23 protein-coding genes and 3 tRNA genes are annotated in these 23,947 nt (G+C 72.2%); 13 read left to right on the plus strand and 13 right to left on the minus strand.

Annotated elements, in window-relative coordinates:
• Positions 1 to 67: 67 nt before the first annotated feature.
• Positions 68 to 508 carry a phage holin family protein gene (locus ACXJKA_RS02420; RefSeq protein WP_456823573.1) on the minus strand — a complete coding sequence of 147 codons (441 nt, stop codon included), beginning with the start codon at positions 506 to 508 and terminating at the stop codon, positions 68 to 70.
• 170 nt (positions 509 to 678) lie between these two features.
• On the opposite strand from ACXJKA_RS02420, the gene ACXJKA_RS02425 reads away from it, so the two are divergent.
• Positions 679 to 1,125 carry a DUF6325 family protein gene (locus ACXJKA_RS02425; protein ID WP_456823574.1) on the plus strand — a complete coding sequence of 149 codons (447 nt, stop codon included), beginning with the start codon at positions 679 to 681 and terminating at the stop codon, positions 1,123 to 1,125.
• A gap of 14 nt (positions 1,126 to 1,139) precedes the next feature.
• Positions 1,140 to 1,454 carry an SHOCT domain-containing protein gene (locus tag ACXJKA_RS02430; RefSeq protein ID WP_456823575.1) on the plus strand — a complete coding sequence of 105 codons (315 nt, stop codon included), beginning with the start codon at positions 1,140 to 1,142 and terminating at the stop codon, positions 1,452 to 1,454.
• A 53-nt stretch (positions 1,455 to 1,507) separates the two neighbouring features.
• Here the strand turns inward: ACXJKA_RS02430 and ACXJKA_RS02435 are convergent.
• From ACXJKA_RS02435 to ACXJKA_RS02445, 3 genes are all read right to left on the minus strand, one after another.
• Positions 1,508 to 1,580, minus strand: a tRNA-Phe gene (locus tag ACXJKA_RS02435).
• Positions 1,581 to 1,592: 12 nt separating this feature from the next.
• Positions 1,593 to 1,666: transfer RNA gene (locus ACXJKA_RS02440), tRNA-Asp, on the minus strand.
• Between the two features lie 38 nt (positions 1,667 to 1,704).
• Positions 1,705 to 1,777, minus strand: a tRNA-Glu gene (locus tag ACXJKA_RS02445).
• 138 nt (positions 1,778 to 1,915) lie between these two features.
• Here ACXJKA_RS02445 and ACXJKA_RS02450 point away from each other — a divergent pair.
• From ACXJKA_RS02450 to ACXJKA_RS02460, 3 genes are read left to right on the plus strand one after another with little or no spacing between them, the layout of a single operon-like run.
• Positions 1,916 to 2,269 (plus strand): metallopeptidase family protein, encoded by a 354-nt coding sequence (locus tag ACXJKA_RS02450; RefSeq protein ID WP_456823576.1) that lies wholly within the window; start codon positions 1,916 to 1,918, stop codon positions 2,267 to 2,269.
• Between the two features lie 2 nt (positions 2,270 to 2,271).
• On the plus strand, positions 2,272 to 3,183 hold the full coding sequence (locus ACXJKA_RS02455) for a cation diffusion facilitator family transporter (RefSeq protein WP_456823577.1): 912 nt from the start codon (positions 2,272 to 2,274) through the stop codon (positions 3,181 to 3,183).
• Between the two features lie 21 nt (positions 3,184 to 3,204).
• A complete protein-coding gene (locus ACXJKA_RS02460) occupies positions 3,205 to 4,116 on the plus strand; it encodes an LLM class flavin-dependent oxidoreductase (RefSeq protein WP_456823578.1) in 912 nt (303 codons plus the stop codon).
• A gap of 6 nt (positions 4,117 to 4,122) precedes the next feature.
• Here the strand turns inward: ACXJKA_RS02460 and galE are convergent, their stop codons facing one another.
• Positions 4,123 to 5,082 (minus strand): UDP-glucose 4-epimerase GalE, encoded by a 960-nt coding sequence (gene galE, locus ACXJKA_RS02465; protein WP_456823579.1) that lies wholly within the window; start codon positions 5,080 to 5,082, stop codon positions 4,123 to 4,125.
• Between the two features lie 264 nt (positions 5,083 to 5,346).
• Between galE and ACXJKA_RS02470 the strand changes: the two genes are divergently transcribed.
• From ACXJKA_RS02470 to ACXJKA_RS02495, 6 genes are read left to right on the plus strand one after another with little or no spacing between them, the layout of a single operon-like run.
• Positions 5,347 to 6,375, plus strand: coding sequence for a polyprenyl synthetase family protein (locus tag ACXJKA_RS02470; RefSeq protein WP_456823580.1), 1,029 nt, complete (start codon positions 5,347 to 5,349; stop codon positions 6,373 to 6,375).
• A gap of 15 nt (positions 6,376 to 6,390) precedes the next feature.
• Positions 6,391 to 7,290: a phytoene/squalene synthase family protein gene (locus ACXJKA_RS02475; protein ID WP_456823581.1), complete on the plus strand. Its 900-nt coding sequence runs from the start codon at positions 6,391 to 6,393 to the stop codon at positions 7,288 to 7,290.
• A complete protein-coding gene (crtI, locus tag ACXJKA_RS02480; RefSeq protein WP_456823582.1) occupies positions 7,287 to 8,930 on the plus strand; it encodes a phytoene desaturase family protein in 1,644 nt (547 codons plus the stop codon). Before ACXJKA_RS02475 ends, crtI begins: the two co-directional genes overlap by 4 nt.
• A complete protein-coding gene (locus ACXJKA_RS02485; protein ID WP_456823583.1) occupies positions 8,927 to 9,283 on the plus strand; it encodes a lycopene cyclase domain-containing protein in 357 nt (118 codons plus the stop codon). Before crtI ends, ACXJKA_RS02485 begins: the two co-directional genes overlap by 4 nt.
• 5 nt (positions 9,284 to 9,288) lie before the next feature.
• Positions 9,289 to 9,582, plus strand: a complete 294-nt coding sequence (locus tag ACXJKA_RS02490) for a lycopene cyclase domain-containing protein (protein WP_456823667.1) — start codon at positions 9,289 to 9,291, stop codon at positions 9,580 to 9,582.
• On the plus strand, positions 9,579 to 10,451 hold the full coding sequence (locus ACXJKA_RS02495; protein ID WP_456823584.1) for a prenyltransferase: 873 nt from the start codon (positions 9,579 to 9,581) through the stop codon (positions 10,449 to 10,451). Before ACXJKA_RS02490 ends, ACXJKA_RS02495 begins: the two co-directional genes overlap by 4 nt.
• 4 nt (positions 10,452 to 10,455) lie before the next feature.
• Here ACXJKA_RS02495 and ACXJKA_RS02500 read toward each other — a convergent pair whose 3' ends face one another.
• The 7 genes from ACXJKA_RS02500 to ACXJKA_RS02530 all read right to left on the minus strand — a co-directional run bounded on the left by ACXJKA_RS02500 (position 10,456) and on the right by ACXJKA_RS02530 (position 19,366).
• Positions 10,456 to 11,931 carry a family 43 glycosylhydrolase gene (locus ACXJKA_RS02500; RefSeq protein WP_456823585.1) on the minus strand — a complete coding sequence of 492 codons (1,476 nt, stop codon included), beginning with the start codon at positions 11,929 to 11,931 and terminating at the stop codon, positions 10,456 to 10,458.
• Positions 11,928 to 13,958, minus strand: a complete 2,031-nt coding sequence (locus ACXJKA_RS02505) for a beta-galactosidase (protein WP_456823586.1) — start codon at positions 13,956 to 13,958, stop codon at positions 11,928 to 11,930. The genes ACXJKA_RS02500 and ACXJKA_RS02505 overlap by 4 nt, the downstream gene beginning before the upstream one ends.
• A 19-nt stretch (positions 13,959 to 13,977) precedes the next feature.
• A complete protein-coding gene (locus ACXJKA_RS02510) occupies positions 13,978 to 14,925 on the minus strand; it encodes an aldo/keto reductase (protein WP_456823587.1) in 948 nt (315 codons plus the stop codon).
• A complete protein-coding gene (locus tag ACXJKA_RS02515) occupies positions 14,922 to 15,791 on the minus strand; it encodes a carbohydrate ABC transporter permease (RefSeq protein WP_456823588.1) in 870 nt (289 codons plus the stop codon). Before ACXJKA_RS02515 ends, ACXJKA_RS02510 begins: the two co-directional genes overlap by 4 nt.
• Complete coding sequence (locus ACXJKA_RS02520; protein ID WP_456823589.1) at positions 15,791 to 16,747, minus strand: carbohydrate ABC transporter permease; 957 nt, start codon at positions 16,745 to 16,747, stop codon at positions 15,791 to 15,793. Before ACXJKA_RS02520 ends, ACXJKA_RS02515 begins: the two co-directional genes overlap by 1 nt.
• A gap of 58 nt (positions 16,748 to 16,805) precedes the next feature.
• Complete coding sequence (locus ACXJKA_RS02525; protein ID WP_456823590.1) at positions 16,806 to 18,113, minus strand: ABC transporter substrate-binding protein; 1,308 nt, start codon at positions 18,111 to 18,113, stop codon at positions 16,806 to 16,808.
• Positions 18,114 to 18,364: 251 nt separating this feature from the next.
• Positions 18,365 to 19,366, minus strand: a complete 1,002-nt coding sequence (locus ACXJKA_RS02530) for a LacI family DNA-binding transcriptional regulator (protein ID WP_456823591.1) — start codon at positions 19,364 to 19,366, stop codon at positions 18,365 to 18,367.
• Between the two features lie 252 nt (positions 19,367 to 19,618).
• Between ACXJKA_RS02530 and yicI the strand changes: the two genes are divergently transcribed.
• A complete protein-coding gene (gene yicI / locus ACXJKA_RS02535) occupies positions 19,619 to 21,907 on the plus strand; it encodes an alpha-xylosidase (protein ID WP_456823592.1) in 2,289 nt (762 codons plus the stop codon).
• Between the two features lie 2 nt (positions 21,908 to 21,909).
• Here yicI and ACXJKA_RS02540 read toward each other — a convergent pair whose 3' ends face one another.
• Positions 21,910 to 22,770, minus strand: coding sequence for a hypothetical protein (locus ACXJKA_RS02540; protein ID WP_456823593.1), 861 nt, complete (start codon positions 22,768 to 22,770; stop codon positions 21,910 to 21,912).
• A 63-nt stretch (positions 22,771 to 22,833) separates the two neighbouring features.
• Between ACXJKA_RS02540 and ACXJKA_RS02545 the strand changes: the two genes are divergently transcribed.
• Positions 22,834 to 23,940, plus strand: a complete 1,107-nt coding sequence (locus tag ACXJKA_RS02545; protein WP_456823594.1) for a hypothetical protein — start codon at positions 22,834 to 22,836, stop codon at positions 23,938 to 23,940.
• Positions 23,941 to 23,947 lie beyond the last annotated feature (7 nt).

The following is a 23,947-nucleotide window of genomic DNA, read 5'->3' on the forward strand; positions in this document are numbered from 1 at the left end:
AGAGCACTCAGTCTGCTGGTCAGCGAACCGCCGCGCGAGGGGTGAGCGCGTGATCACCCCTCGACGGTCAGTCCGCCCAGGGGTGCACCTGCTCCTCGGCCGGGTGGACCGGCTCGTGGATGCGGACCACGGAGACGGCCGGGGGCGGGGGCAGGCGGCGCTTGGCCCAGGCCGCGACGCCGGCTCCGATGAGCAGGAGCGCGACGCCGATGATGAGCGCGGACAGCCACGGCTCGACCACGTGCGACAGGCCCAGCACCGCGGACGTGACGAGCAGGGCCAGGCCGAAGAAGGTGAGGAGAGCGGCCGCGCCGAACCCGATCGCGGACGGGCGCACCTCGATGGCGCGGGCGCGGACGCTGCGGGCGACCGCGTCGATCTCCGTCTGGATCGCCTCGCGCACGTGGTCCTCGACCTGCTCGAACTTCTCCCGCGCGCGCTCCGCCAGCGGCTCGGTGAAGCGGTCGAAGAAGCTGCGGGGTCGGTCGGAGCCGGACGTGCTGGCCATGGGTCCTCCTGGTGGGGCGGCGGTCCGCCCAGCCTAGGAGCAGAGTCGCTGGTCGCGAGGTTGCCGCGCGCGCCGCCCCGCACCGGACCGATCTGCCCGCCGCGCACCTGTTCGCCCCAGTTGGTGGTAGAACGGCCGTGGCGAACCGCCGGAGCGCAGAGGAGCTCGTGATGGCAGTAGTGGATGTAGACCAGCTGGGCCACGTCGATGTGGCGGTCATCCTGTTCGACGGGCTCGACGTGGGCGACGAGGTGGCCGCGGCTCTGAGCGAGCTGCACAGCTCGGGCACCGTCCGCATCATCGACCTCGCCGAGGTGAGCAAGGCTGCCGACGGCAGCGTCACGCTCATCGAGCCGGCGGACGGGGAGACCGGCACGGCCCTGGACTCGGTCGGGGACGACCCGCTCGACCTGCTGAGCGAGGCGGACCTGCTCGAGATCGGTGAGGGGCTCGACCCCGGGCAGACCGCGCTCGTCGTGGTGTGGGACAACGCGTGGGCCGTCAGGCTCGCGAGCGCGGTGCGCAGCTCGGGCGGCGAGGTCGTCGCGTTCGAGCGCATCCCGCGGGAGATCGTGCAGATCGCCATCGAGGCGCTGAATGAAGGAGCTGGTGAGTGATGCGTGGACGACGGATGGGACGCCCCGGGCTGGTCGGGACCATGGCGCGGACCGCCGTGATCGCCGGCACGGCGACCGCGGTGAGTGGCAACGTGTCGCGGCGGCAGGCGGGCAGGGCGCAGGACGCCCAGGACGCGCAGTATGCCGAGGAGCAGGCCGCGGCCCAGCAGCAGCAGGCGGCGCAGGCCGCCGCTCAGCAGGCGGCGGCTCCTGCGGCGCCACAGAACGACATCATCGCCCAGCTCACGCAGCTGGCTGATCTCAAGGCGGCCGGCGCGCTCGACGACGCGGAGTTCGCCGCGGCGAAGGCCAAGGTTCTCGGCGGCTGACCCCCATCATGACGAAGCCCCGCTCCGGAGAGATCCGGGCGGGGCTTCTGATGTGGCCACTGGCAGGGTCGAACTGCCGACCTTTCGATTTTCAGTCGAACGCTCTACCAACTGAGCTAAGTGGCCAGACGTACCGAGCGACCCCGACGGGACTTGAACCCGCGACCTCCGCCGTGACAGGGCGGCGCGCTAACCAACTGCGCTACGGGGCCTTGATGAAGCTGCAAGGCCTTGTTGCTGATACTGCTCGTACCCCCAACGGGATTCGAACCCGTGCTACCGCCGTGAAAGGGCGGGGTCCTAGGCCGCTAGACGATGGGGGCTTGTCCAACGCGAACATCCAACCCCCAACGCCGAGGCGCCGGATGACCGGTGACGAGCATACGGGGTGATCGGCCCGATCTCCAAAGTGACTCCGGGTGGCGGCCGTCACGTGCTCGTGAGCAGGCAGGATGGTGCCCATGGTCGACATGTCGCTCGCCGAGTTCGAGGACGCCGTGCGCGATGCGCTCGACGAGATCCCCGACGAGCTCGCCGCGATGATGGACAACGTCGTCGTGCTGGTGGAGGACCGTTCGCCCGACGGGGAGCCCGAGCTGCTGGGGCTGTACGAGGGCACCCCGCTGACCGAGCGCGGCGACTTCTGGGCCGCCGGGTCCCTGCCGGACCGCATCACGATCTTCCGGCTGCCCACCCTGGCCATCTGCGACGACCGGGACGACGTCGTCGAGGAGGTCGCGGTCACGGTGGTGCACGAGATCGCGCACCACTTCGGCATCGACGACGAGCGGCTGCACGAGCTGGGCTGGGACTGACCGTGGGTCACGACCACTCCCACTCCACCGCGGCCCAGGCGCACCGCGGGCGGCTCGTCGCGGTGCTCGTCCTCACGCTCGTCGTGCTGGTGGTCGAGGTGGTGGGCGGGCTGGTCTCCGGGTCGTTCGCGCTGATCGCCGACGCCGGCCACATGCTCACCGACGCCGCCGGGGTGGGTCTCGCGCTCGGCGCGACGGCGCTCGCCGCCCGACCCGCGACCGCCACCCGCACCTTCGGGTGGCAGCGCGCCGAGATCCTCGCCGCGCTGGTGAACGGGCTGGTCATCGCCGTCGTCGGGATCGGCGTGATCGTCGGCGGGATCGCGCGCCTCGTGACGCCGAGGCCGGTCGAGGCCGGCCTGATGCTGGCGGTCGCCGTCGTCGGCCTCGTCGCCAACGCCGTCGGGCTGGCGCTTCTCCGCCGGGGGCAGGCGGAGTCGCTGACCGTCCGGGGCGCCTACCTGGAGGTGCTGGGCGACCTGCTCGGATCGGCGGCCGTCGTCGTCGCCGCGGTCGTCGTGCTGACCACCGGGTTCGAGCGGGCCGACGGGATCGCCTCCGTCGTCATCGGCCTGATGATCGTGCCGCGCGCGGTCGCCCTGCTCCGCGAGGTGGGTGCCGTGCTGCTGGAGGCGACGCCGCGCGGGGTCGACCTCGACTCGATCCGGTCGCACATCTGCGGCGTCCGCGGCGTGCTGGGGGTGCACGACCTGCACGCCTGGACGATCACGTCCGGCGTCCCCGTCCTGTCGGCGCACGTCGAGGTGCCCGACGAGCTCCTGTCCCGCGGTGAGGCCGGCCGGGTGCTCGACGACCTGCGCCGCTGCCTGGCCGGCCACTTCGACGTCGACCACTGCACGTTCCAGCTGGAGCCCCCGTCCACCACGGGACGCGAGCACCACGCGCACGCCTGAGACGCCGCATAGGGTCGGGGCATGGTTGCTGTGGGGATCGCGCTGCTGCCGCAAGAGCGCTGGGCGTCGGCTCGTCGCAGGTGGCAGCAGGCCGAGGAGTGGGGCTTCGACCACGCGTGGACGTACGACCACCTGGCCTGGCGGTCGCTCGTGGACGAGCAGTGGTTCGCGACCGTGCCCCTGCTGGCCGCCGCGGCCGCCGTGACCGAGCGGATCGGCCTGGGCACGTGGGTGGCGTCGCCGAACTTCCGTCACCCCGTGCCGTTCGCCAAGGACGTGATGGGTCTCGACGACATCAGCGGCGGCCGGTTCCTGCTCGGGGTCGGCGCCGGCGGTGAGGGCTTCGACGCCTCCGTCACCGGCGACCCGCCGACGCGAGGGGAGCGCACCCGGCGCTTCGAGGAGTTCGTCGGGCTGCTCGACCAGCTGTTGACGCAGCCCGTCACGTCGCACCAGGGCGAGTTCTACCGCGCCGACCAGGCCCGGATGATCCCCGGCACGATCGCGCAGCCGCGCACGCCGTTCGTCGTCGCCGCCAACGGGCCGCGTGCCATGGCGCTCGCCGCCCGGTACGGGCAGGGCTGGGCCACCTACGGGCCGGCGTACGCGACCGAGGACGTGCCCGACGACCCGACCGCCGCGCAGGAGCAGTGGTGGACCGGGCTCGCCACGATGCTCGAGCAGCTCGACGCCATCGAGGCGACCGCCCGCGCGGTCCGTGAGGCTCCGCTGAGGCGGTACCTGAGCCTGGACGGGGCGCCGATCTTCTCGATGACGTCGCTGGACCTGGTGACCGAGGGGATCGAGCGCGCCGCGGACCTGGGGTTCAGCGACGTCGTCGTGCACTGGCCGCGGACCGAGGGGATCTACGCCGGCAGCGAGTCGGTGCTCCAGGGCCTGGTCGAGCGCCTGCCGAGGCTCCACGCACTCTGACGGGGGTCAGTGCGCCTGGCGGGCTTCCCAGGCGCTGGTGACCATGTCGAGCAGCGAGTGGCGCATCTGCCAGTCCAGGTCGCGCGCGGCCAGCTCGCCGGACGCGACGATGCGGGCCGGGTCGCCGGGGCGGCGCGGGGCGGTGTCGGGCTCGAACGGGATGCCGGTGCCGTCGGCCATGGCGGTCATGATCTCGCGCACGGACACGCCGTCGCCCGACCCCAGGTTGTAGACGGGCTCCAGGGTGCGGCCGGCGGCGAGCGCCTGGGCCGCGGCCACGTGGGAGTCGGCGAGGTCGGCGACGTGGATGTAGTCGCGGACGCAGGTCCCGTCGGGCGTCGCGTAGTCGGTGCCGTTGATGCGCGGCGTGCGGCCCTCGGCCAGGGCGTTGAGCACCAGCGGGAAGAGGTTGTGCGGGCTGGTGTCGTAGAGGTCCGGGGTCGCCGAGCCGACGACGTTGAAGTAGCGCAGCGACGTGTGCCGCAGGCCGGCGGCGGTGCCCTGGTCGCGCAGCAGCCACTCGCCGATGAGCTTGGACTCGCCGTACGGCGACTCCGGATTGGTCGACGTGGCCTCGGTGACCAGGTCGACGTCCGGCGTGCCGTAGACGGCCGCCGACGACGAGAACACGATCGCGTCGACGCCCTGCGACGCCATCGCCTCGAGCAGGTGCGCCGTGCCGGTGACGTTCTGCTCGTACGTGTGCAGGGGGCGCTCGACGGAGACGCCTGCGTACTTGAAGCCGGCCAGGTGCACCACGCCGACGACGCCGTGCTGCGACAGCGTGTCCGCCACGAGGTCGGTGTCGAGGATCGAGCCCTCGACCAGAGGAACGTCGTCGGGGACGAACGCCCGGTGCCCGCTGGAGAGGTCGTCGAGGACCACCGTCTCCAGGCCGACCTGCCCGAACGCCCGCACCACGTGCGACCCGATGTACCCGGCACCCCCGGTGACCAGCCATGTCATGCGCCCGAGCGTACCGACGACGGTGGCGCAGGCCGAACGCCGTGCCGCTTTCGCGCCGCTGCATCTGTCGAGGCCCTTCGGACCGAAGGGTGCGCAGAGATGTTCACGATGCGCGCCAGGAGATGCTCAGTAGGCTGAGTATTCCTGCGCAGGACCGGGACCAGGACGGGAGGGCTCGTGACGGGAGGGCTCGTGCAGCCAGAGCAGCAGGTGGCGCTCCGGCCGGCCGACGCAGCAGACCTCGCGGAGGCGGTGGAGCGAGCGATGGCCGAGACGACAGCGGTGCTCCACGACTTCCTCGGCGCCCGCGGGCGCGCGGCGCAGGGCAGGTCGGACGGTGCGCGCCGCCTGTGGGCCGACCTGGCGGGCGTCGTCGGCGGCAAGCTCATGCGGCCCCGGTTGGCGGTCGCCGCCTACCTGGGGCTCGGCGGCGCCGACGCGCGTGCGGTCGCCCCGGTCGCGGCGGCGATCGAGGTGCTGCACACGGCGATGCTCGTGCACGACGACCTGCTCGACCACGACGAGGTACGGCGGGGTCGGCCCAACGTCGCGGGTGCCACGCGTGCCCGGCTGGCCTCGCACGGGCTCGACGACCGGGCTGTGGCGGACCAGGTGCTCGCGGCGGGTGTCCTCGCGGGGGACCTGGCGATCGCCTCGGCGTTCTCGCTGGTGGCCGACGCCCCGGCGGAGCCCGCGACGCTGCTGCGCGTGGTGGGGCTCTTGGGCCAGGGCATCGAGACGACCGTCGTCGGCGAGCTGCTCGACGTCACGGCGTCGCTCAGCGCTCCGGGGGACGTGGACGCGCTCGCGGTGGCCGAGCTCAAGACCGCGGCGTACTCCGGCGCGCTGCCCCTGGTGGTCGGCGCGGTGCTCGCGGGTGCCGACGAGGAGCGGGTGGCGCAGCTCAGGGCGGTCGGCGTGGCCCTCGGCGTCGCGTTCCAGCTGACCGACGACGAGCTCGGGGTGTTCGGCGACCCCGGCGTCACCGGCAAGTCGGTGCTCTCCGACCTGCGGGAGGGCAAGCGCACGGAGCTGCTGTGTCGGGCCTACGCCCTGGCCGACGCCGCCGGGCGTGCCGTGCTGGACGCGCACGTGGGGCGGCCCGACCTTGACGAGACGGGGGCCGCGGCCGTGCGGCAGGTGATGGTGTCCGTCGGGGCTCTCGACGAGGTGCGGGAGCTGACGCGGCGGACCGGGCAACGTGCGCGCGAGCTGGCGCTCGGCGGGTTGCCCGAGCCGCTGGGGGGCTACCTTGTGGGCGTGGTCGACGACCTCGTGGGACGGGGTCACTGAGTGGCGGGGGGCACCATGGCGCAGGCGCGATCCGCGCGTGACCGGGCGCTCCGGCTGTACGACGCGACGGCCGCCCGCACCAGCGCCGGCGTGCTGGCCGCCTACTCGACGTCCTTCGGGCTGGGGACGCGTCTGCTCGGGCGGCAGGCTCAGCAGGACATCCGTGCCGTCTACGCGCTCGTGCGGCTGGCCGACGAGGTGGTGGACACCTACCGGGGCGACGACGCCGGCGCCGAGCTGGACGAGCTCGAGGAGCAGACCGCCCGTGCCCTGCGGACCGGGTACTCGACCAACCTCGTGGTGCACGCGTTCGCGCGGACCGCTCGCCGGGTGGGGATCGGCGCGTCCGAGACGGCGCCGTTCTTCGCCTCCATGCGGACCGACCTCACGGTGCACGAGCACGACCGCGCGAGCTACGAGGCCTACGTCTTCGGGTCGGCCGAGGTGGTGGGACTCATGTGCGTCCGGGCCTTCCTCAACGAGGACCGGCGCCCCGACGAGCCGGTCCGCCAGCCCGACGAGATGCAGGTAGCCGGCGCGCGGGCGCTCGGGGCGGCGTTCCAGAAGATCAACTTCCTGCGCGACCTCGGCGCGGACAGCGAGGAGCTGGGCCGGACGTACTTCCCGGGCACGACGCCGGGCCACCTCGACGCGGCGCAGCTGCACGCGATCCTCGAGGAGATCAACGACGACGTCGCCACCGCGCGCGCGGCCGTCCCCACGCTCCCGCGGCGCGCGCGGTACGCCGTCGGGGCGACGCTGGCCCTCTACCAGCGGCTGCTCGACGAGATCGCGACGCGGCCACCGGAGTCGTTGCTGGTCGGGCGCGTGCGCCTGCCGACGCCGGTCAAGCTGCTGGTGGTCGGCGAGTCCGTGCTGGCGGAGGCGCGGGCGGGTCGCGCGGTCGACGCATGAGCTCTCGCGGGCATCGATCCGGCCCCGGCCGCGTCGTAGTGATCGGCGGAGGCATCGCCGGACTGACCACGGCCGCGCTGCTGGCGCGCGGGGGCGCCCAGGTGACGCTCCTGGAGCGGCACGACCAGCTGGGCGGGCGCGCGGGCACGCTGTCGATCGACGGGTTCCGGTTCGACACCGGCCCGTCCTGGTACTTCATGCCCGAGGTCTTCGCGCACGCGTTCGCGCTGCTGGGCGAGCGGATCGAGGACCACGTCGAGCTGGAGCGGCTGGACCCGGCGTACCGGCTGTTCCCCGAGGGCTCCGACCCCTTCGACGTCGTGGCGGACCCGGAGGCCAACTGGGCGACGTTCGACGCTCGCGAGCCCGGTGCCGGCGACGCGATGCGGCGGTACGCGGAGCGGGCCACGCAGGCGTACCGGACGGCCCTCGACTCGTTCCTCTACACCACGTTCGCGCGGCCGGACCGGCTGCTGTCTGCGGAGATCCTGCGGCAGTCGGGGACGCTGGCGGGGCTGCTGACCGGGACGCTCGCCGGCAAGGTCGCCGCGACCGTGACGGATCCGGTGCTCCGGCAGGTGCTCGGGTACCACGCCGTGTTCCTCGGGTCCTCGCCGTACCGGGTGCCGGCGCTGTACTCGCTGATGAGCCACCTCGACCTCGTCGACGGCGTACGTTTCCCCCGCGGCGGGATGTACACCGTGATCGAGGCGCTCGAGCGGATCGCCCGCACGGAGGGCGTCGAGGTGCGCACGGGGGCCGACGTGTCGCTCATCGAGATCGACGACGAGGGTCCGTCCGTCAGGCATCCGCGCAGGTCAGGCACGGCCTGCGGGGTCCGGCTGGCCGACGGCTCGCTCGTTCCCGCGGACGTCGTCGTGTCCGCCGCGGACCGCCACCACACGGAGACCGCGCTGCTCGGCCGGCACCGGGACCTGCCCGAGCCGTGGTGGGAGGACCGGGGGCCCGGGATCTCGGCTCTGCTGATCATGGCCGGCGTGCGCGGCGAGCTGCCGGAGCTGGCGCACCACTCGCTGTTCTTCACGCGCGACTGGCCGACGAACTTCGAGGACATCCTCGGCTCCGGGCGGTCGACCCCGCCCGAGGGGCTGCGGGTGCCCGAGGTCGCGTCGATGTACGTGTCGCGGACCACCGCGAGCGACCCGACCGCGGCGCCGCCGGGCCACGAGAACCTGTTCGTCCTCGTCCCGTTCCCCGCCGACCCGGCCCTCGGCGGCGACGCCCTGGAACGGCATGCGGACCGGTACCTCGACCAGATCGGTGGCTGGGCGGGCGTCCCGGACCTGCGCGGCCGCGTGGTGACCCGGAAGGTGGTGGGCCCGGCGGACTTCGCGCGCGACTTCTCCTCCTGGCGCGGCACGGCGCTCGGCATGGAGCACACGCTGCGGCAGAGCGCGATGTTCCGGCCGGGCGACGCCTCCGCGCGCGTCCCCAACGTGCTGCACGTCGGGGGTGGCACGATCCCCGGTGTGGGACTGCCGATGTGCCTGATCAGCGCCGAGCTCGTGGTCAAGCGGATGCTGGGGGAGACGTCGTCGCGCCCGCTGCCCGCGCCGCTGCGTCCCGGGTACCTGGCGTCCGCGCGTCCCCGCGGGGTGTGGAGCGAGCAGGTCGGATGAGATTCCTGTACCTCGGCGCTCTGCTCCTGTCGCTGGGGGGCCTCGCCCTGCTCGACCGGCGCTTGCGGCTCGCGTTCTGGGCCGATGCGCGCCGCGCCGCCCTCACAGTCGGGATCGGCGTGGTCGGCTTCCTCGCCTGGGACGGCATCGGCCTGCTGCTCGGCATCTTCGCCCGCGGCGACTCGCCCCACATGACGGGCCTGCTGCTGGCGCCCGAGCTGCCGCTGGAGGAGGCGTTCTTCCTGGCGCTGCTCTGCTACACGGCGCTGCTGGCGTGGCGCTGGTTCGACCTGTCCGCGAGGCAGCGTGAGGCCGGTCGCCGCGCGCTCGCCGACGAGGGGGACGCGTCGTGACGAACATGGTCCTCAACGTGCTCGTGCTGGCCGTGCTGGGGGCGGTCTGCTGGCCGACGCTGCGTCGGATGCGGGCGATCCCGCTCGTCGCGACCGCGGTGCTCCTGTGCGTGCTCACCGCGGTCTTCGACACCATCATGATCGCCGCCGACCTGTACGTGTTCGACCCCGACAAGATCCTCGGCATCCGAATCTGGGGTGCACCGCTGGAGGACTTCGCGTACGCGATCGCCGCCGCCGTCGGGATGCCCGTGCTGTGGATCGTCCTCGGTCGCCGCCGTCGCCAGGACGCCGAGTGAGAGAGGTCCTGGCGGCCTCGCGCCCGTTCTCCTGGATCAACACCGCGTACCCGTTCGCGGCCGGCTACCTGCTGGCCACGGGCGGCCGGATCGACGTGACGTTCGTCGTCGGTACCCTGTTCTTCCTGGGCCCCTACAACCTGCTGATGTACGGCATCAACGACGTGTTCGACTACGCCTCCGACCTGCGCAACCCCCGCAAGGGCGGCATCGAGGGCGGCCTCGTGGCGCCGTCCCGCGCGCGACAGGTGCACCGCCGGATCCTGTGGGCGTGCGTCGTCACGACCGTGCCGTTCGTCGCGTACCTGCTGCTCGTCGGCGGCGCCGCCGCGAACGCGACGCTGGCGCTGGTGCTCTTCCTGGTCGTCGCCTACTCGGCGCCCGTGCTCCGGTTCAAGGAGCGGCCGGTGCTGGACTCGTTGACGTCCGCGATGCACTTCGTCGGCCCCCTGCTGTACGCGTTGGTGCTGGTCGGCGCGGACCTGGGGGCGACGACCACGTGGCCGGTGCTCGTGGCGTTCGTGCTCTGGGGGATGGCGTCGCACGCGTTCGGTGCGGTGCAGGACGTGCGCGCCGACCGCGAGGCCGGCATCGCGTCGGTGGCCACCGCGCTCGGCGCGCACCGGACGGTCGTCGCGTCGACGGTGCTCTACGTGCTGGCGGCGGCCGTGCTGCTCGTCGTCCCGTGGCCCGGGTCGCTCGCGGCGGTGCTGCCCATCCCTTATGCCGTCAACGCGGCGCAGTTCTGGTCCGTGCGCGACGAGGACTGCGAGCGGGCCAACGCCGGGTGGCGCCGCTTCCTCTGGCTCAACCTCGTCACAGGGTTCCTCGTGACGATGCTGCTGATCGTCATTGCGCGGACGACGTGACCTCTTAGGTCGCTCCGGCGTACTCGAGGTCGAGCACGTCGACGTGCCCGCGGGAGCACACCGCACCGACCATCCGGCCGGTGAACCCGCCGGCGACCTCGCTCGACAGGTAACGGCCGTCGAGTCGACCGAGCTCGGTGCGCAGTCCCGACCGCTCGACGCAGGCGACGAGCACGTCGGGTCCGCCGGCACCATCGGCCCCGGGATCGGCCCGCAGCTCGAGCACGACGCCGCCGGGATCGTCGCCGGGCTCGCCGTGCCACTCCCCGAGCGGGGTCGTCACGGACCCGATGCGCGCCACGGCGCGCACCCGACCACCGTCGACCTCCAGGGTGAGCGCGTGCCGCGGGTCGATGCGCACCTCCAGACCGCCGACACCGTCGGTCGCGTCGATCCGCGCCCTGACGGTCGTGGTGCGATGCTCCTGGCGCCGCCCCACGAACGTGCGAGCGTCGTGTTCGCCCGCCGACTCGGCCGGCGACGAGAGCCGCCATCGGCCTTCGGCCCGGCGCAGGACCTCGTCGGGGAAGACGGCGGCTCCGACCCAGTCAGCCGGGAGTTCCGGCACCGTGCCGTCGAGCCGCTGCGACCAACCGGCTGTCTCCGGCGGCTCGAGCGGCTCGCCTACCCGCGGCCAGCCGTTCACCCAGTCGACCTGCACGGCAAAGGTCTCCCGGCCGAGCACATGCCAGCCGGGGAACCGACCCGCGGACCGCACCCCGAGGTGCACGAGGGCCCACGAGCCGTCGGACCGCTCCACGAGGTCGCCGTGCCCGGTGCTCTGCACCGTCCGGCTCGTTCCGCGGGCCGTCAGCACGGGGTTCTCGTCGAACGGCTCGAACGGCCCCGTCGGGGCCGGGCCGCGGGCGACCGACACGGCGTGCCCGAGACCGGTGCCCCCTTCGGCGAGGACGAGGTACCACGTGTCGCCGACGCGGTAGAGGTGCGGTCCCTCCGGGTCGCGTCCGCCGGTGCCGCTCCAGAGCCGCCGCGGCTCGGTGAGCAGGCGCCCGGACGCGAGGTCGACCTCGGCCTGCAGGATCCCGCCGTCGGACCAGGTCAGGTAGCAGGTTCCGAGATCGTCCCAGGCCAGGTCGGGGTCGATGCCACCGGCCTCCTCGATGCGCACGGGGGCCGACCACGGGCCAGCAGGGTCGGCCGCGCTCACCACGAGGTGGCCAGGGCCGTCGTCCACGTTCGTCGTGACGAGCCAGAACCGGCCGTCGTGGTGCCGGAGCGTGGGCGCGTAGATCCCGCCCGACGGACCGACCCGCGCGAGTGCGAGCTGGTCCGGACGGTCGAGCGCGTGCCCGACGAGCGTCCAGTCGACGAGGTCGACGGAACGGAACACGGGAACGCCGGGGGCGTACTCGAAGCTCGAGCACGCGAGGTAGAACGCCTCGCCTACCCGGCAGACGCTGGGGTCAGGGTGGAACCCGGCGATGACCGGACGGGTCGGCACGCGGGTCGCGGAGGTCATGCGAGCGTCACGGCCCACGCGGCTCCGGCGTCCTCGCGCACGACGAGGTAGCCGCCGGCCGCGACGGGCGCGCCGTCGTCGGTGCGCGTGCCGCCGACGAGGTCCAGGCCCGGCCCGGTCACGCGAGCCGGGACGGGGCCGTGGTTGAGCACGAACAGGTAGTCGTGGTCCGACCCGCGCCGGCGCACGACCTCGACGTCGCCCGGTCGGTCCGGCACCACGGGCGTCACCCCGGCCCCGGACGCGACCTCCTCGAGCAGGGCGCGCGTCGCCGCAAGGTCCAGGTGGGTCGAGACGTAGGTGACAGTCCCCGCCCCGCGCTGCACCCGCGTGAGCGCCGGCTGCCCGTCGAGGTCGCCGCCGCGGTACCGGCGCAGCACCGTGGCGTCGACGGGCTGCACGAGCTCCGACCACACCGACCCCGTCGAGCCGTCGTCCAGCGTCACGGTCTCGCCGGGTGCCAGCGGCGCGATGTGCTCGACGCGAAGACCGACCAGCTCGCGCAGCCGGCCGGGGTAGCCGCCGGTGACGACGTGCAGGTTCTCGTCCGCGATCCCGGTGAACGGCCAGACCACGAGGTGGCCGCCGCCCGCGACGAACTCCTCGGCCGAGCGGACCGCGTCGTCGTCGAGCGCGAACATGCTCGGGACCAGCAGCACCTGGTACCGGGACAGGTCGGACCCGGGCCGCGTGAAGTCGACCTGCAGCCCCGCGTGCCACGCCGCGCGGTGCACGGAGCGCACGGCGTCGGAGTAGCTCAGGTGGTCCGACGGCAGGCTGCGGTTCTCCAGCGCCCACCAACCCTCGGCGTGCCACCAGACCGCGATCCCGCTGTCGACCAGGCGTCCGTCGGCGGGCGGGCTCAGCACCTCGGCGATCGAGTCGAGGACCGAGCCGAGCTCGCACACCGCCCGGAACGTCGCGGAGTCGGCCCCCGCGTGCGGCACCATCGCGCCGTGCCAGGCCTCCGAGCCCGCCGCCGACGCGCGCCACTGGAAGAACAGCGACGACTGCGCCCCGCGCGCCACGTAGCCGAGCGAGTTGCGCACGGCCCGCGCTGGGTCCTTGAATGCGATCCGCCCGTCGGTCGAGATCGAGCTCATCGACTGCTCCATGAGCAGCCAGGGTCCGCCGTCGGCCCACGACCGCGTGAGGTCTGAGCCGTAGGCGACGTGCGCCTCACCGTCGGGACCGGTCGTGTCGAGGTAGTGGTCGACGGACGGCACGTCGAGCTCGGCGGACCAGCTCCACTGCTCGAGGTGGTTCCAGGTGGGGAGCATGAAGTTCGTCGTGATGGGGGCCGACGACCCGGTGGCGCGGATCTCGGCGCTCTGCTCGCGGTACGCGTCGAGCATCTCGTCGGAGAAGAATCGGCGGAAGTCGACGGCCTGCGTCGGGTTGTGCAGGTACTGGGTCGCGCGGGGCGGCAGGACGTCGTCCCACGACTCGTAGTGCTGGCTCCAGAACGTCGTCCACCACGCCTCGTTGAGCGCGTCGAGCGTCCCGTACCGCGCCTGCAACCACGACCGGAACGCCGCAGCGACGTGGTCGCACCAGCAGTACGTGCCGTACTCGTTGTGCACGTGCCACGCCTTCAGCGCCGGGTGCGCGCCGTACCGGCGGGCCAGCACGCCGGCGATCGACCGGGAGCGCTCGCGGTAGGCGGGCGCGCACACGCAGTAGGTGTCGCGGCTGCCGTGCGACAGCCGCGTCCCGTCGGCGAGGACGGGCAGCGCGTCCGGGTKGGCCGCGCTGAACCAGGGCGGCGGCGAGGCCGTCGGGGTCGCCAGCACGACGCCGATGCCGCCGGCATGCAGGGTCTCGACGACGTCGTCGAGCCAGCCCAGCTCGTAGCGGCCTTCCTCTGGCTCGAGCAGCGCCCAGGAGAAGACACCGATCGTCGCGGTGTTCACCCCGGCACGCTGCATGAGCGCGACGTCCTGCGCCCAGACCTCGCGCGGCCACTGCTCGGGGTTGTAGTCGCCACCGAACCAGATCCGGTCGGGGACGAACGGCGTGCGGGTCATCGGGTCTCCTGCTGCGAGGTCATCGACCGTCGGGACCGAGCCACACGCGCTGGTCCGGGACCAGCTTCGCGAGCTCGTCCCACAGGTCGGCGGGAACGGGGTGCCGCGCCCAGGCGAGCGCGTCGTCGATCTGCTGCGGCCGGGTCGCCCCGACGATCGTCGACGCGACGCGCGGGTCGCGCGTGGAGAGCTGGAGCGCCGCGGCGGGCACCGGGACACCGTGCCGGGTGCACGCCGCGGCGATCGCCGTGAGCGCCGCGAGGTGGTCGGGAGTCGCCGGCCGGTACGCGTACGTCAGAGGGACGCTGGGCCGCGGCTCCCGGGCGAGGATCCCCCCGCCGAAGGGTGCGGCGTTGAAGACCGCCACCCCGTGCTCGACGGCCGCGTCGAGCAGGGCGTCGGCGGACCTGTCGAGCAGGGTGAGCCGGTTGTGCGTGACGAGGGCATCGAAGACGCCGAGCCGCACGAAGCGCTCCATCATGGCCGCGGGTCCGCCGGCGACGCCGACGAGCCCGACGACGCCCTCGTCCCGCAGCGCGAGCAGCGCCTCCAGGGGTCCGCCCGGGGCCGTCGCCGCCGCGAACGTGATGCGCTCGGGGTCGTGCAGGTGCACCAGCGGCAGACGGTCGAGCCCGAGCCGCTCGAGGCTCTCCTCGACCGAGCGTCGGACGCGGTCGCCGGAGAAGTCGTCGACCCCGTCGGCCGGGTCCACCTTCGTCGCGACGAGATGCCCCGCCGGGACGCCGCCGAGCGACCGCAGCACGGACCCGATCCGCTCCTCCGAGCGGCCGTAGCCGTTGCTCGTGTCGAGCACCGCGAGCGGACCCGTCAGCGCCGCGGTGATCGTGGCCGCCGCTGTCTCGTCGTCGACGCGGTCGCTGCCGAGCGCCGAGGCGCCGACGGTCAGGACGCCGACCTCCACGCCGGGGCCGACCACGCGGCGCACGGCCGGGTCGGGAGAGCTCATCCCTTGAGCCCGCCGCTGATCAGGTCCAGGCGCCAGAAGCGCTGGAGGAAGAGCAGGAGCGCGACGAGCGGGATGATCGACACGGCCGCGCCGATGATCGCGACGCTGTACAGCGCCGGCTCTCCGGACCCCTTGGACAGCAGCGTGTAGAGCCCGACCGTGATCGGATACTTGCTCTGGTCCGACAGCATGATGAACGGCAGCAGGAAGTTGTTCCAGATGCCGACGAACTGCAGCATGAAGACGGTCACCATGCCGGGGATCATCATCGGCACGCCGATGCTCGTGAAGATCCGGGCCTCGCCGGCGCCGTCGAGCCGGGCGGCCTCGATGGTCTCGACCGGTACGGACGCCGCCGCGAACACCCGGCAGAGGTAGATGCCGAACGGCGAGACGATCACCGGCAGCAGGACGGACAGGTACGACCCGGCGAAACCGATCTGCGACATCAGCAGGTACTGCGGGATCGCGAGCGTGATGCCGGGGATGAGGACTCCGGCGAGGATCGCGTAGAACACGAGGTCGCGGCCGCGGAACTGGTACTTCGCCAGGCCGTAGCCCGCCATCGCCGAGACGATGACGGAGAGCACGGCGCCGACTCCTGCGTACAGGAGGCTGTTGAGGGCCCAGGTGGTGTACTGCCCGCCGCCGTACGCGAACAGGTCGTGGAGGTTGTCGATCAGCCCGGTGCCGGGGGCGAACGTGAAGGTCGTGAAGAGCTCCGAGCGCGACTTCGTCGAGGCGACGAGCACCCAGGCGACCGGCACGAGGCAGTACAGCGCCCCGACGAGGATGACCGCGGTCGGAATCGCCTTCGACAGCAACGGGGTGCGCACCGTGTCGTGCGCGAGGGTCGGGCGGGCCATCAGTTCTCTCCTCCGAACGCGCGCTTCTGCGTGAGCCGCAGGAGGATCACGGACAGGGCAACGGTGCACACCGCGAGGAACACCGAGCTCGCGGCGGCGCGGGGCAGGTCGTCGCGGATGAACGCGTCGCGGTAGATCGTCATGAGCGGCACCCAGGTCTGGGAGATCGCGCTCGTCATGGGTCGAAGGGTGGTCGGTTCGCCGTAGACCTGGAGCGTGCCGATGAGCGCGAACAGGCCGGTCAGGACGAGGGCCGGAGTCACCAGCGGCACCTTGACCCGCCAGGCGATCTGCCACTCGTTGGCGCCGTCGATGCGAGCCGCGTCGTAGAGCTCGCCCGGGATCCCGCGCAACGAGGTGTAGATGATGATCATGTTGAACCCGACCCCGCCCCAGATCGCGATGTTGGCGACGGAGCCGAAGATCCAGGGGTTCTCCAGGAACGGGATCGTGCCCCAGCCCAGCTTCTCGGTGATGTACGAGAACGGGCTGGTCAGGGGCAGGTACATGAAGCCCCACATGAGGGTCGCGACGACCCCGGGCACGGCGTACGGGATGAAGATCGACGTGCGGGAGAACCGCTTGGCCTTCGTCGCGCCGAGGTCGAGCAGGAGCGCGAACAGGAGGGCCAGGCCGAGGGTGAGCGGGATCGCGATGGCGCCGTAGATCGCGAGCCGGCCGAAGCCGGCGAGGAACTCGGGGTCGGTGATCGCCGAGACGTAGTTCTCGAGCCCGATGAACACCTCCTTGCGCTTGCCGAACGCGCCGCCCGAGACCAGCCGCAGCCCTCGGAAGCTGAGGTAGATCGAGTAGAGCATCGGCACGAGGAGGAACGCGATGTACAGCACGACCGCCGGCGCGACGAACACGTAGGGGGCGATCGGCGAGCGGCGGAGCTTCTTGGGCGTGGTGACACCTGTCGACGTCGTCGTCGGCGTCGTGGTGGTTGTCGTCATGTCACTCTCCATCGGGAGGCCCGGCCGCGGCGCACGTGACGCCGCGGCCGGGACGTCCTCACTCGCTGACGTCGAACCCGGTCTTCTTCATGTCGTCCACGACGACCTTCTGGGTTGCCGTGAGGGCGTCGCTCAGCGGCGTCCCGTCCTGCACGGCCTTGGCCATCGCGTCCTGGAACGCCGACTGGGCGACGTTGACGTTCGGGCCCCACGAGATGTTCGGGATCGTGTTGCCGGCGATCGTCGACGCGAGCTGCCAGAAGTCGGTCTGCTGCGGCATGAGCAGCGGCGGCTCGGACGTCTCCGCCTTCGTCTGGCCCAGAGTCGAGGCCGGGTACTGGCCTGTCTCGAGCTGGATCCCGGCACCCTCGTCGCTGGAGTTGATCCACGCAGCGAACTCCGCAGCCTCCTTCGGGTGCTTCGACGACGTCGTCACGACGACGGCCGAGCCGCCCTGGTAGGCCACCGCGCTGTCACCGGGTGTCCACTGCGGGAGCGGGGCCATCGCCCACTGGCCGGCCATGGACTCGGCCACGCCATAGATCACGCCGGGGGCCCACAGCGCGGACGGCCACGACAGCACCTGACCGGCGTTGACCTCCTGGTTCCACTGCGGCGTCAGCAGGTCCTCGACCTTGATGAGGTCGTTGTCGATGAGGTCCTGCCAGTAGTCGGCGACCTCCTTCGACGCCTCGTCGTCGATTCCGACGGTCCACTTGTCGCCGTCGACCGTCCACCACTTCGCACCGGCCTGCTGCGCCATACCGGCGAAGAAGCCGAACTCGGTGGTGTTGAACGTGGCGAGGTACGTCGTCGGGTCGGCCTGGCGGACCGCCTGCGCCGCGGTCTTGAACTCGGCCCACGTGGTGGGGACCGGGACGCCGAGCTCGTCGAGCCGCGCCTGGTTGTAGATGAACGCCATGGGGCCGACGTCCTGCGGGACGCCGTAGATCGCGTCGTTGAAGGTCGTCAGGCCCCAGGTCGCGTCCGTGAAGCTCGACTTGAGGTCGTCGTCGACGTACTCGGTGATGTCGGCGGCCACGTCCCCGACAATCATCGCCGGGAGCGTCTGGTACTCGACGACGGACACGTCCGGGGCGTTGCCGGCCCGGGTCGCGGTGAGCAGCTTGGCGGAGGAGTCCGTGCCGCCACCGGCGTCGGTGTGCTTGACCTGGATGTCGGGGTGGGCCTTGTTCCACGCCTCGACCATCGGGTCCTGGGCCGTGCCCCACGCCCAGTACTCGAGCGTGACGGGGCCGCCACTGGTGGAGTCGTCGTCGGAGCCCGAGTCGCCGCCGGAGCAGCCGACGAGCAGTGCACCCACGGCGATCAGGGCGCCTGCGGCGGTGATCACTCTCGAACGCATGTTTCACATCTCCCTTGACGTGGTACTTGGGGTCGGGGTGCGGGGCCCCGTCGAAGCGAAGCGCTTCGATGACTGATGGGCGCCATCGTGTGCCTGATCCGATGCGACTGTCAACCGTCTTGCCGGAATTGTTATCCGCCGAAGATCGCCGTCCTCGTCGGGAGCGGACGCCGAATTCGAAGCGCTTCGACATCAGATTTCGAAGCGCTTCGACGTCAAGCTGTGGCGTGGGGGAGGTACCCGGTAAGGCGTCAGGACGGGGGCGTGACGCTGCCGCGACGCTCCAGCATCGGCGAGACCAGGCGGGTCTCGCCCGTGCTCTCCTGGCGCAGCCGGGCCATCGCCATCTCGACCGCGATCCGGCCGATGTCGTGGCCGGGGACCGTGATCGCGTCGACCGGGTGGCGCAGCGTCTCGGCGATGTTCGCCGCGCTGATGGCCACGAGCGACATGGCGTCGGGCACCGGTCGGCCGGCCCGCTCGAGCGCGTCGACGACGCCGGCGAGGGCGGCCTCGTTGTGCACGACGAGACCCGTCACCTCGGGATGCTCGGCGAGCAGCTGGTCCACCACCGCGACACCGCCGGCATAGCTCGGGTCGCAGGGCAGGACGTGCAGCTCGACGTTGCTGTGCGTCGCCTGGTCGACCACCCCGTCGCGCATGCGGACCGCGTAGTTCGCGCGGCGCTCGAACCGCTCGCGGGACGCGCCGATGAGCGCGAGCCGCTTGTGACCTGCATCGATGAGCGTCCGGGTGGCCAGGCGGCCGGCCGCGGCGAAGTCGAGGTCGACGCAGGCCAGGCCCGAGGTGTCGTCCGGGACGCCGATGAGGACCGCGGGGAGGTCCATGGCGCGCAGCGACGGCAGCCGGGCGTCTTGGGACTCGACGTCCATGACGATCACGGCGTCCGCGAGGGATCGCGCGGCCACCCGGTCGATCTCCTGGATGTCCTCCTGGGTGAGCAGCAGGACGTCGTGGTCGAACGTCCGGGCCGCGGTGACCACCCCGGCGACGAACTCCATGATGATCGCGACGTTGATCCCCGGCCGGAACGGCACCATGAGCGCGATGACGTTGCTCCGCGCCGACGCCAGGGCCTGCGCGCCGGCGTGCGGGTGGAACGCCAGGTCGCGGATCGCGCGCTCGACCCGCTCGCGAGTCGGCTGCGAGATCGGCCGCTTGCCGCTGATCACGTAGCTCACGGTCGACAGGGACACCCCGGCCGCCCGGGCAACATCGCCGATGGTCGCCATGGCGCAAGATTAGCGGCACGCGGAGCCGGACGGTTCCCGAATGGTTGGGCGCGATGCCGGGGGTGCATTTTCCGACCGTCGCCGTTCACGTCGGCGTTCTCGTCGGCGTACGCCTCTAGGCGCGGCCGCAGCGGTGGCGTACGCTCCGTCAGGCGAAGCGCTTCGATGATCTGTGCACCGACCCGGCTGCCCGTCCCGACGAGGGGGCGGCGTGGCGCGTGGTCGGACAGAAGCAGGACCGAGAGGACGACGATGAAGTTCACCGACGGCTACTGGCAGACGCTCCCCGGCACCACCGTGCTGCACCCCCGCGACGTCGCGGACGTCGTCGTCGGCGACGCCGACGTCCGGGTGTACGCGGCCACGGTCCCGCAGGTGCGCCGCGGCGACTCGCTCAACCGCCCGCTCGTCTCGGTGGCGTTCGACAGCCCGATGGACGACGTGATCCGGGTGCGCATCGAGCACTTCAGCGGCGGCGTGGACCGCGGCCCGCACTTCGAGGTGGCGGCCGGCGCCGGGGACGTGAAGGTCGTCCCGGACGACGGCTTCGTCACGCTCCGGAGCGGGGAGCTGAGCGCGCGGATCGCCACGACCGGTGCCTGGGACGTGCGGTTCGAGGCCGGCGGCAGGCTGCTGACGTCGTCGACCCCCCGCTCGGTGGGGATCGTCACGGACGCCGCGGGCGACTCGTACGTGCACGAGCAGCTGAGCCTGGGCGTGCGCGAGCACGTCTACGGGCTCGGCGAGCGGTTCGGCGCGTTCGTCAAGAACGGCCAGTCGGTCGACATCTGGAACGCCGACGGCGGTACGTCGTCCGAGCAGGCGTACAAGAACGTCCCGTTCTACCTGTCCGACGCCGGGTACGGGGTGTTCGTCGACCACCCCGGGCGGGTCTCGTTCGAGGTGGGCTCCGAGGTTGTCAGCAGGACACAGTTCTCGGTCCCCGGTGAGTCCCTGCAGTACTACGTCATCCACGGGCCGACGCCCAAGGACGTGCTCCGCCGGTACACCGCGCTGACCGGCCGCCCGGCACAGGTCCCGGCCTGGTCGTACGGCCTCTGGCTCTCCACCTCGTTCACCACGAGCTACGACGAGGCGACCGTGACCTCGTTCGTCGACGGCATGGCCGAGCGTGACCTGCCGCTGAGCGTCTTCCACTTCGACTGCTTCTGGATGCGCGCCTTCCACTGGACCGACTTCACCTGGGACCCCGCGACGTTCCCGGACCCGGAGGGCATGCTCGCGCGGCTCAAGGCCAAGGGCCTGAAGATCTGCGTCTGGATCAACCCCTACATCGCGCAGCGCTCCGCTCTCTTCGAGGAGGGCCGCGCGGGCGGGTTCCTGGTGACCCGCGCCGACGGCTCGATCTGGCAGACGGACATGTGGCAGGCCGGCATGGGGCTCGTCGACTTCACCAATCCCGAGGCGGTGGCCTGGTATCAGGCGCACCTGCGCCGGCTGGTCGGGCAGGGCGTGGACGCGTTCAAGACCGACTTCGGCGAGCGGATCCCGACCGACGTGGTCTGGCACGACGGCTCGGACCCGCAGCGGATGCACAACTACTACACGCAGCTGTACAACCGCGCCGTCTTCGACGTCCTGGAGGCCGAGCAGGGGCCGGGGGAGGCGGTGCTCTTCGCGCGGTCAGCGACGGCGGGCGGCCAGCAGTTCCCCGTGCACTGGGGCGGTGACTGCGAGTCGACGTTCGTGTCGATGGCGGAGTCGCTGCGCGGCGGTCTGTCGCTCGCCGCGTCCGGGTTCGGGTTCTGGAGCCACGACATCGGGGGCTTCGAGGGCACACCGGACGCCGCCGTGTTCAAGCGGTGGCTGGCGTTCGGCCTGCTGTCGTCGCACAGCCGCCTGCACGGGTCGAGCTCGTACCGGGTGCCGTGGGCCTTCGACGAGGAGGCCGTCGACGTCGCGCGGCTGTTCACCCGGCTCAAGCTCTCCCTGATGCCGTACCTCGCCGCGGCCGGCGCCGAGGCGCACCGGGACGGCGTGCCCGTCATGCGGCCGATGGTGCTGGAGTTCCCCGACGACCCCGCAGCCGCCACGATCGACACCCAGTACATGCTCGGGCCCGACCTGCTGGTCGCCCCCGTCTTCAATGCCGAGGGAGACGTCGACGTCTACGTGCCCGAGGGCACCTGGACCTCGCTGCTCACCGGCGACCAGGTCACCGGCCCGCGCTGGGTGCGCGAGCGGCACGGCTTCGACTCCGTCCCGCTGTACGTGCGGCCGGGATCGGTGCTCGCCCTGGGTGCTCGCTCCGACCGGCCCGACTACGACTGGGCCGACGGCGTCACGCTGCGTCTGTTCGACCTGCCGGACGGCCATCGCTCGGTGACGACGGTCCCCGCCGTCGGGGAGCGTGCGGACGTCGCGTTCGTGGTGACACGGACCGGCGACGAGGTGCGGGTGGAGGCCCGGGGCGCGAGGGCGCCGTGGTCCGTGCGCGTCGAGGCCGCCGGTCGGCCGGTGCTGACCGTGGCCGCCGCAGCGGGACAGTCCGAGGCGACGCTCGACCTCTCGATCGCCTGACGTCAGGGCTCGGACGGGCTGACGGGCAGGGAGTCCGGCGGGCGGTAGCGGCCGACGAGGACGCGCGCGCCGAGGAACGTCAGCACCCACAGGACGATCACGAGGGCGCTCTCCGCGACGGGCGTGACCAGCCACGGGAGCAGGTCGGAGAAGCCGGGGCCCGGTGTGCCGCCGGACAGCGCGACGCCCACGGTGGCGCCCGCGCCCGTCTGCCACCAGACCCAGCTGAGCCCGGCGGCGGGGATGGCGTAGGCGGTCGCCCGGCCGGGTGCGGGCCGACGGGCCAGGAGCACGGCCGAGCCGATGACGAGGACCAGCAGCAGCGCCGCCGTCCGCACGACGGTGACCCGGGTGGTGACGAGCTCGCCGGAGAGCGATGCGCCGTACGCGGTGACGCGGATGCCGGGCACCACCCACAGCGGGGCGGTGAGGGCCGCCGCGACGACCGCGAGCACGCGGACCGGGGACTCGTCGCCGACGAGCGCGACCACGCCCGTCGTCGCGAGCACGCCGAGCAGGAGCACGAGTGTGGGCAGAAGGAGGTCGGCACCCGCTGATCCTTCGACCACGACCGAGGAGAGCGGTGCGTACGCGAACCAGCCGAACGAGCTCTGGGGCTGCCACCACCACGCCGCACCCAGCGCCGCGGCGGGGACGGCGAACCAGGCGGCCCACCGCGCCGCGGTCGTCCGGTGCAGGAGCACGAGCATGCTGACGCCCAGCACGGCGACGACCCCGGCGACCACCAGACCGGCGCGCGGACCGGGAACCTGGCGCACGGGCGGGAAGAGCGCCACCAGCGCGACGACGACGCCCAGCACCCCGGCCGCGACCGCGCCGGCGACGACGAGCCTGTTCCGCATGGCGACAGGCTAGGGGCGAACACCCGGACCGCGTGGGCGGTCCGGATGGCTACAGTCCGCACCATGGCGAACGCGAGCACCCTCGACTGGACCGTGTTCGTGCTGGTGGTGGGCCTGCGCCTGGTGGTGCCGCTCTTCATCCCGCGGTTCCCGCTGCCCGCGATCCTGGCCGCGCTGGTGATCGACGGCGTGGACAAGTCGATCTTCGCGGCGTTCACCGGCTTCCCGCTCGACAACTACCAGTCGTACGACAAGGCGCTGGACATCTACTACCTGACGATCGCGTACCTGGCGGTGCTGCGGAACTGGCGCAACCCGTTCGCCGTCGGCGTCGGTGCGTTCCTCTGGTACTACCGGCTGGTCGGGGTGCTCGCGTTCGAGATCACCGGTGCGCGCTGGCTGCTCATGGTGTTCCCCAACACGTTCGAGTACTTCGTGATCGCCATCGAGGTGGTCCGCACCCGGTGGGACGCCAACCGGCTGAGCAAGGCGGCGTTCCTGTGGACCGCCGGCCTCATCTGGGTGGTGATCAAGCTGCCGCAGGAGTGGTGGATCCACGTCGCGCAGCTGGACTTCACCGACGAGTTCAGCAAGCTGGTGGACGAGCGGCCGTGGGTCTGGGGCCTGCTGGCGATCGTCGCCGTGGTGCTCGTGATCGTCGGGCGCCGCGTGTACCGCCGACTCCCCCCGGCCGACTGGCCGTTCACGCTGGACGCCGACGTGGTCGCGGAACGGGTCGGGTGGGTACCGCGGGGGCCCGTGGCCTGGGCGCCGTCCGGCGTCCGCCACGTCGTCGAGAAGGTGGTCCTCGCCGGGCTGGTCACGATGATCATGTTCGAGTCGTTCCCGCTGGTGGAGGGGCGCCTGTCGGTCGTGGCGCTCGTCGTGGCGGCGACCGTGCTGCTCCACGCGGCCCTCGCCGTCTGGCGCGCCCGCCTGCGCAGGAGGGCGCCCCTGGGGGTGCAGGTCGTCGTCAACACCGTGATCAGCGTCGCCGCGATGCTCGTGTTCGCCGCCTTCGCGACCGGGCAGCGCGGCCAGGTGTCCGTCGGCGACGTCCTGTTGTTCGCCTACCTCGTCGCGCTCGTCGTCACGCTGTACGACCGCTACGCGGCGCGCCGGGAGGCGTGCGTCGAGGCGACCGTGGGAGCCGGTTCACCTAGGGGGTGAACCGCCC

The sequence above is a fragment of the Cellulomonas sp. P5_E12 genome, from assembly GCF_054049315.1.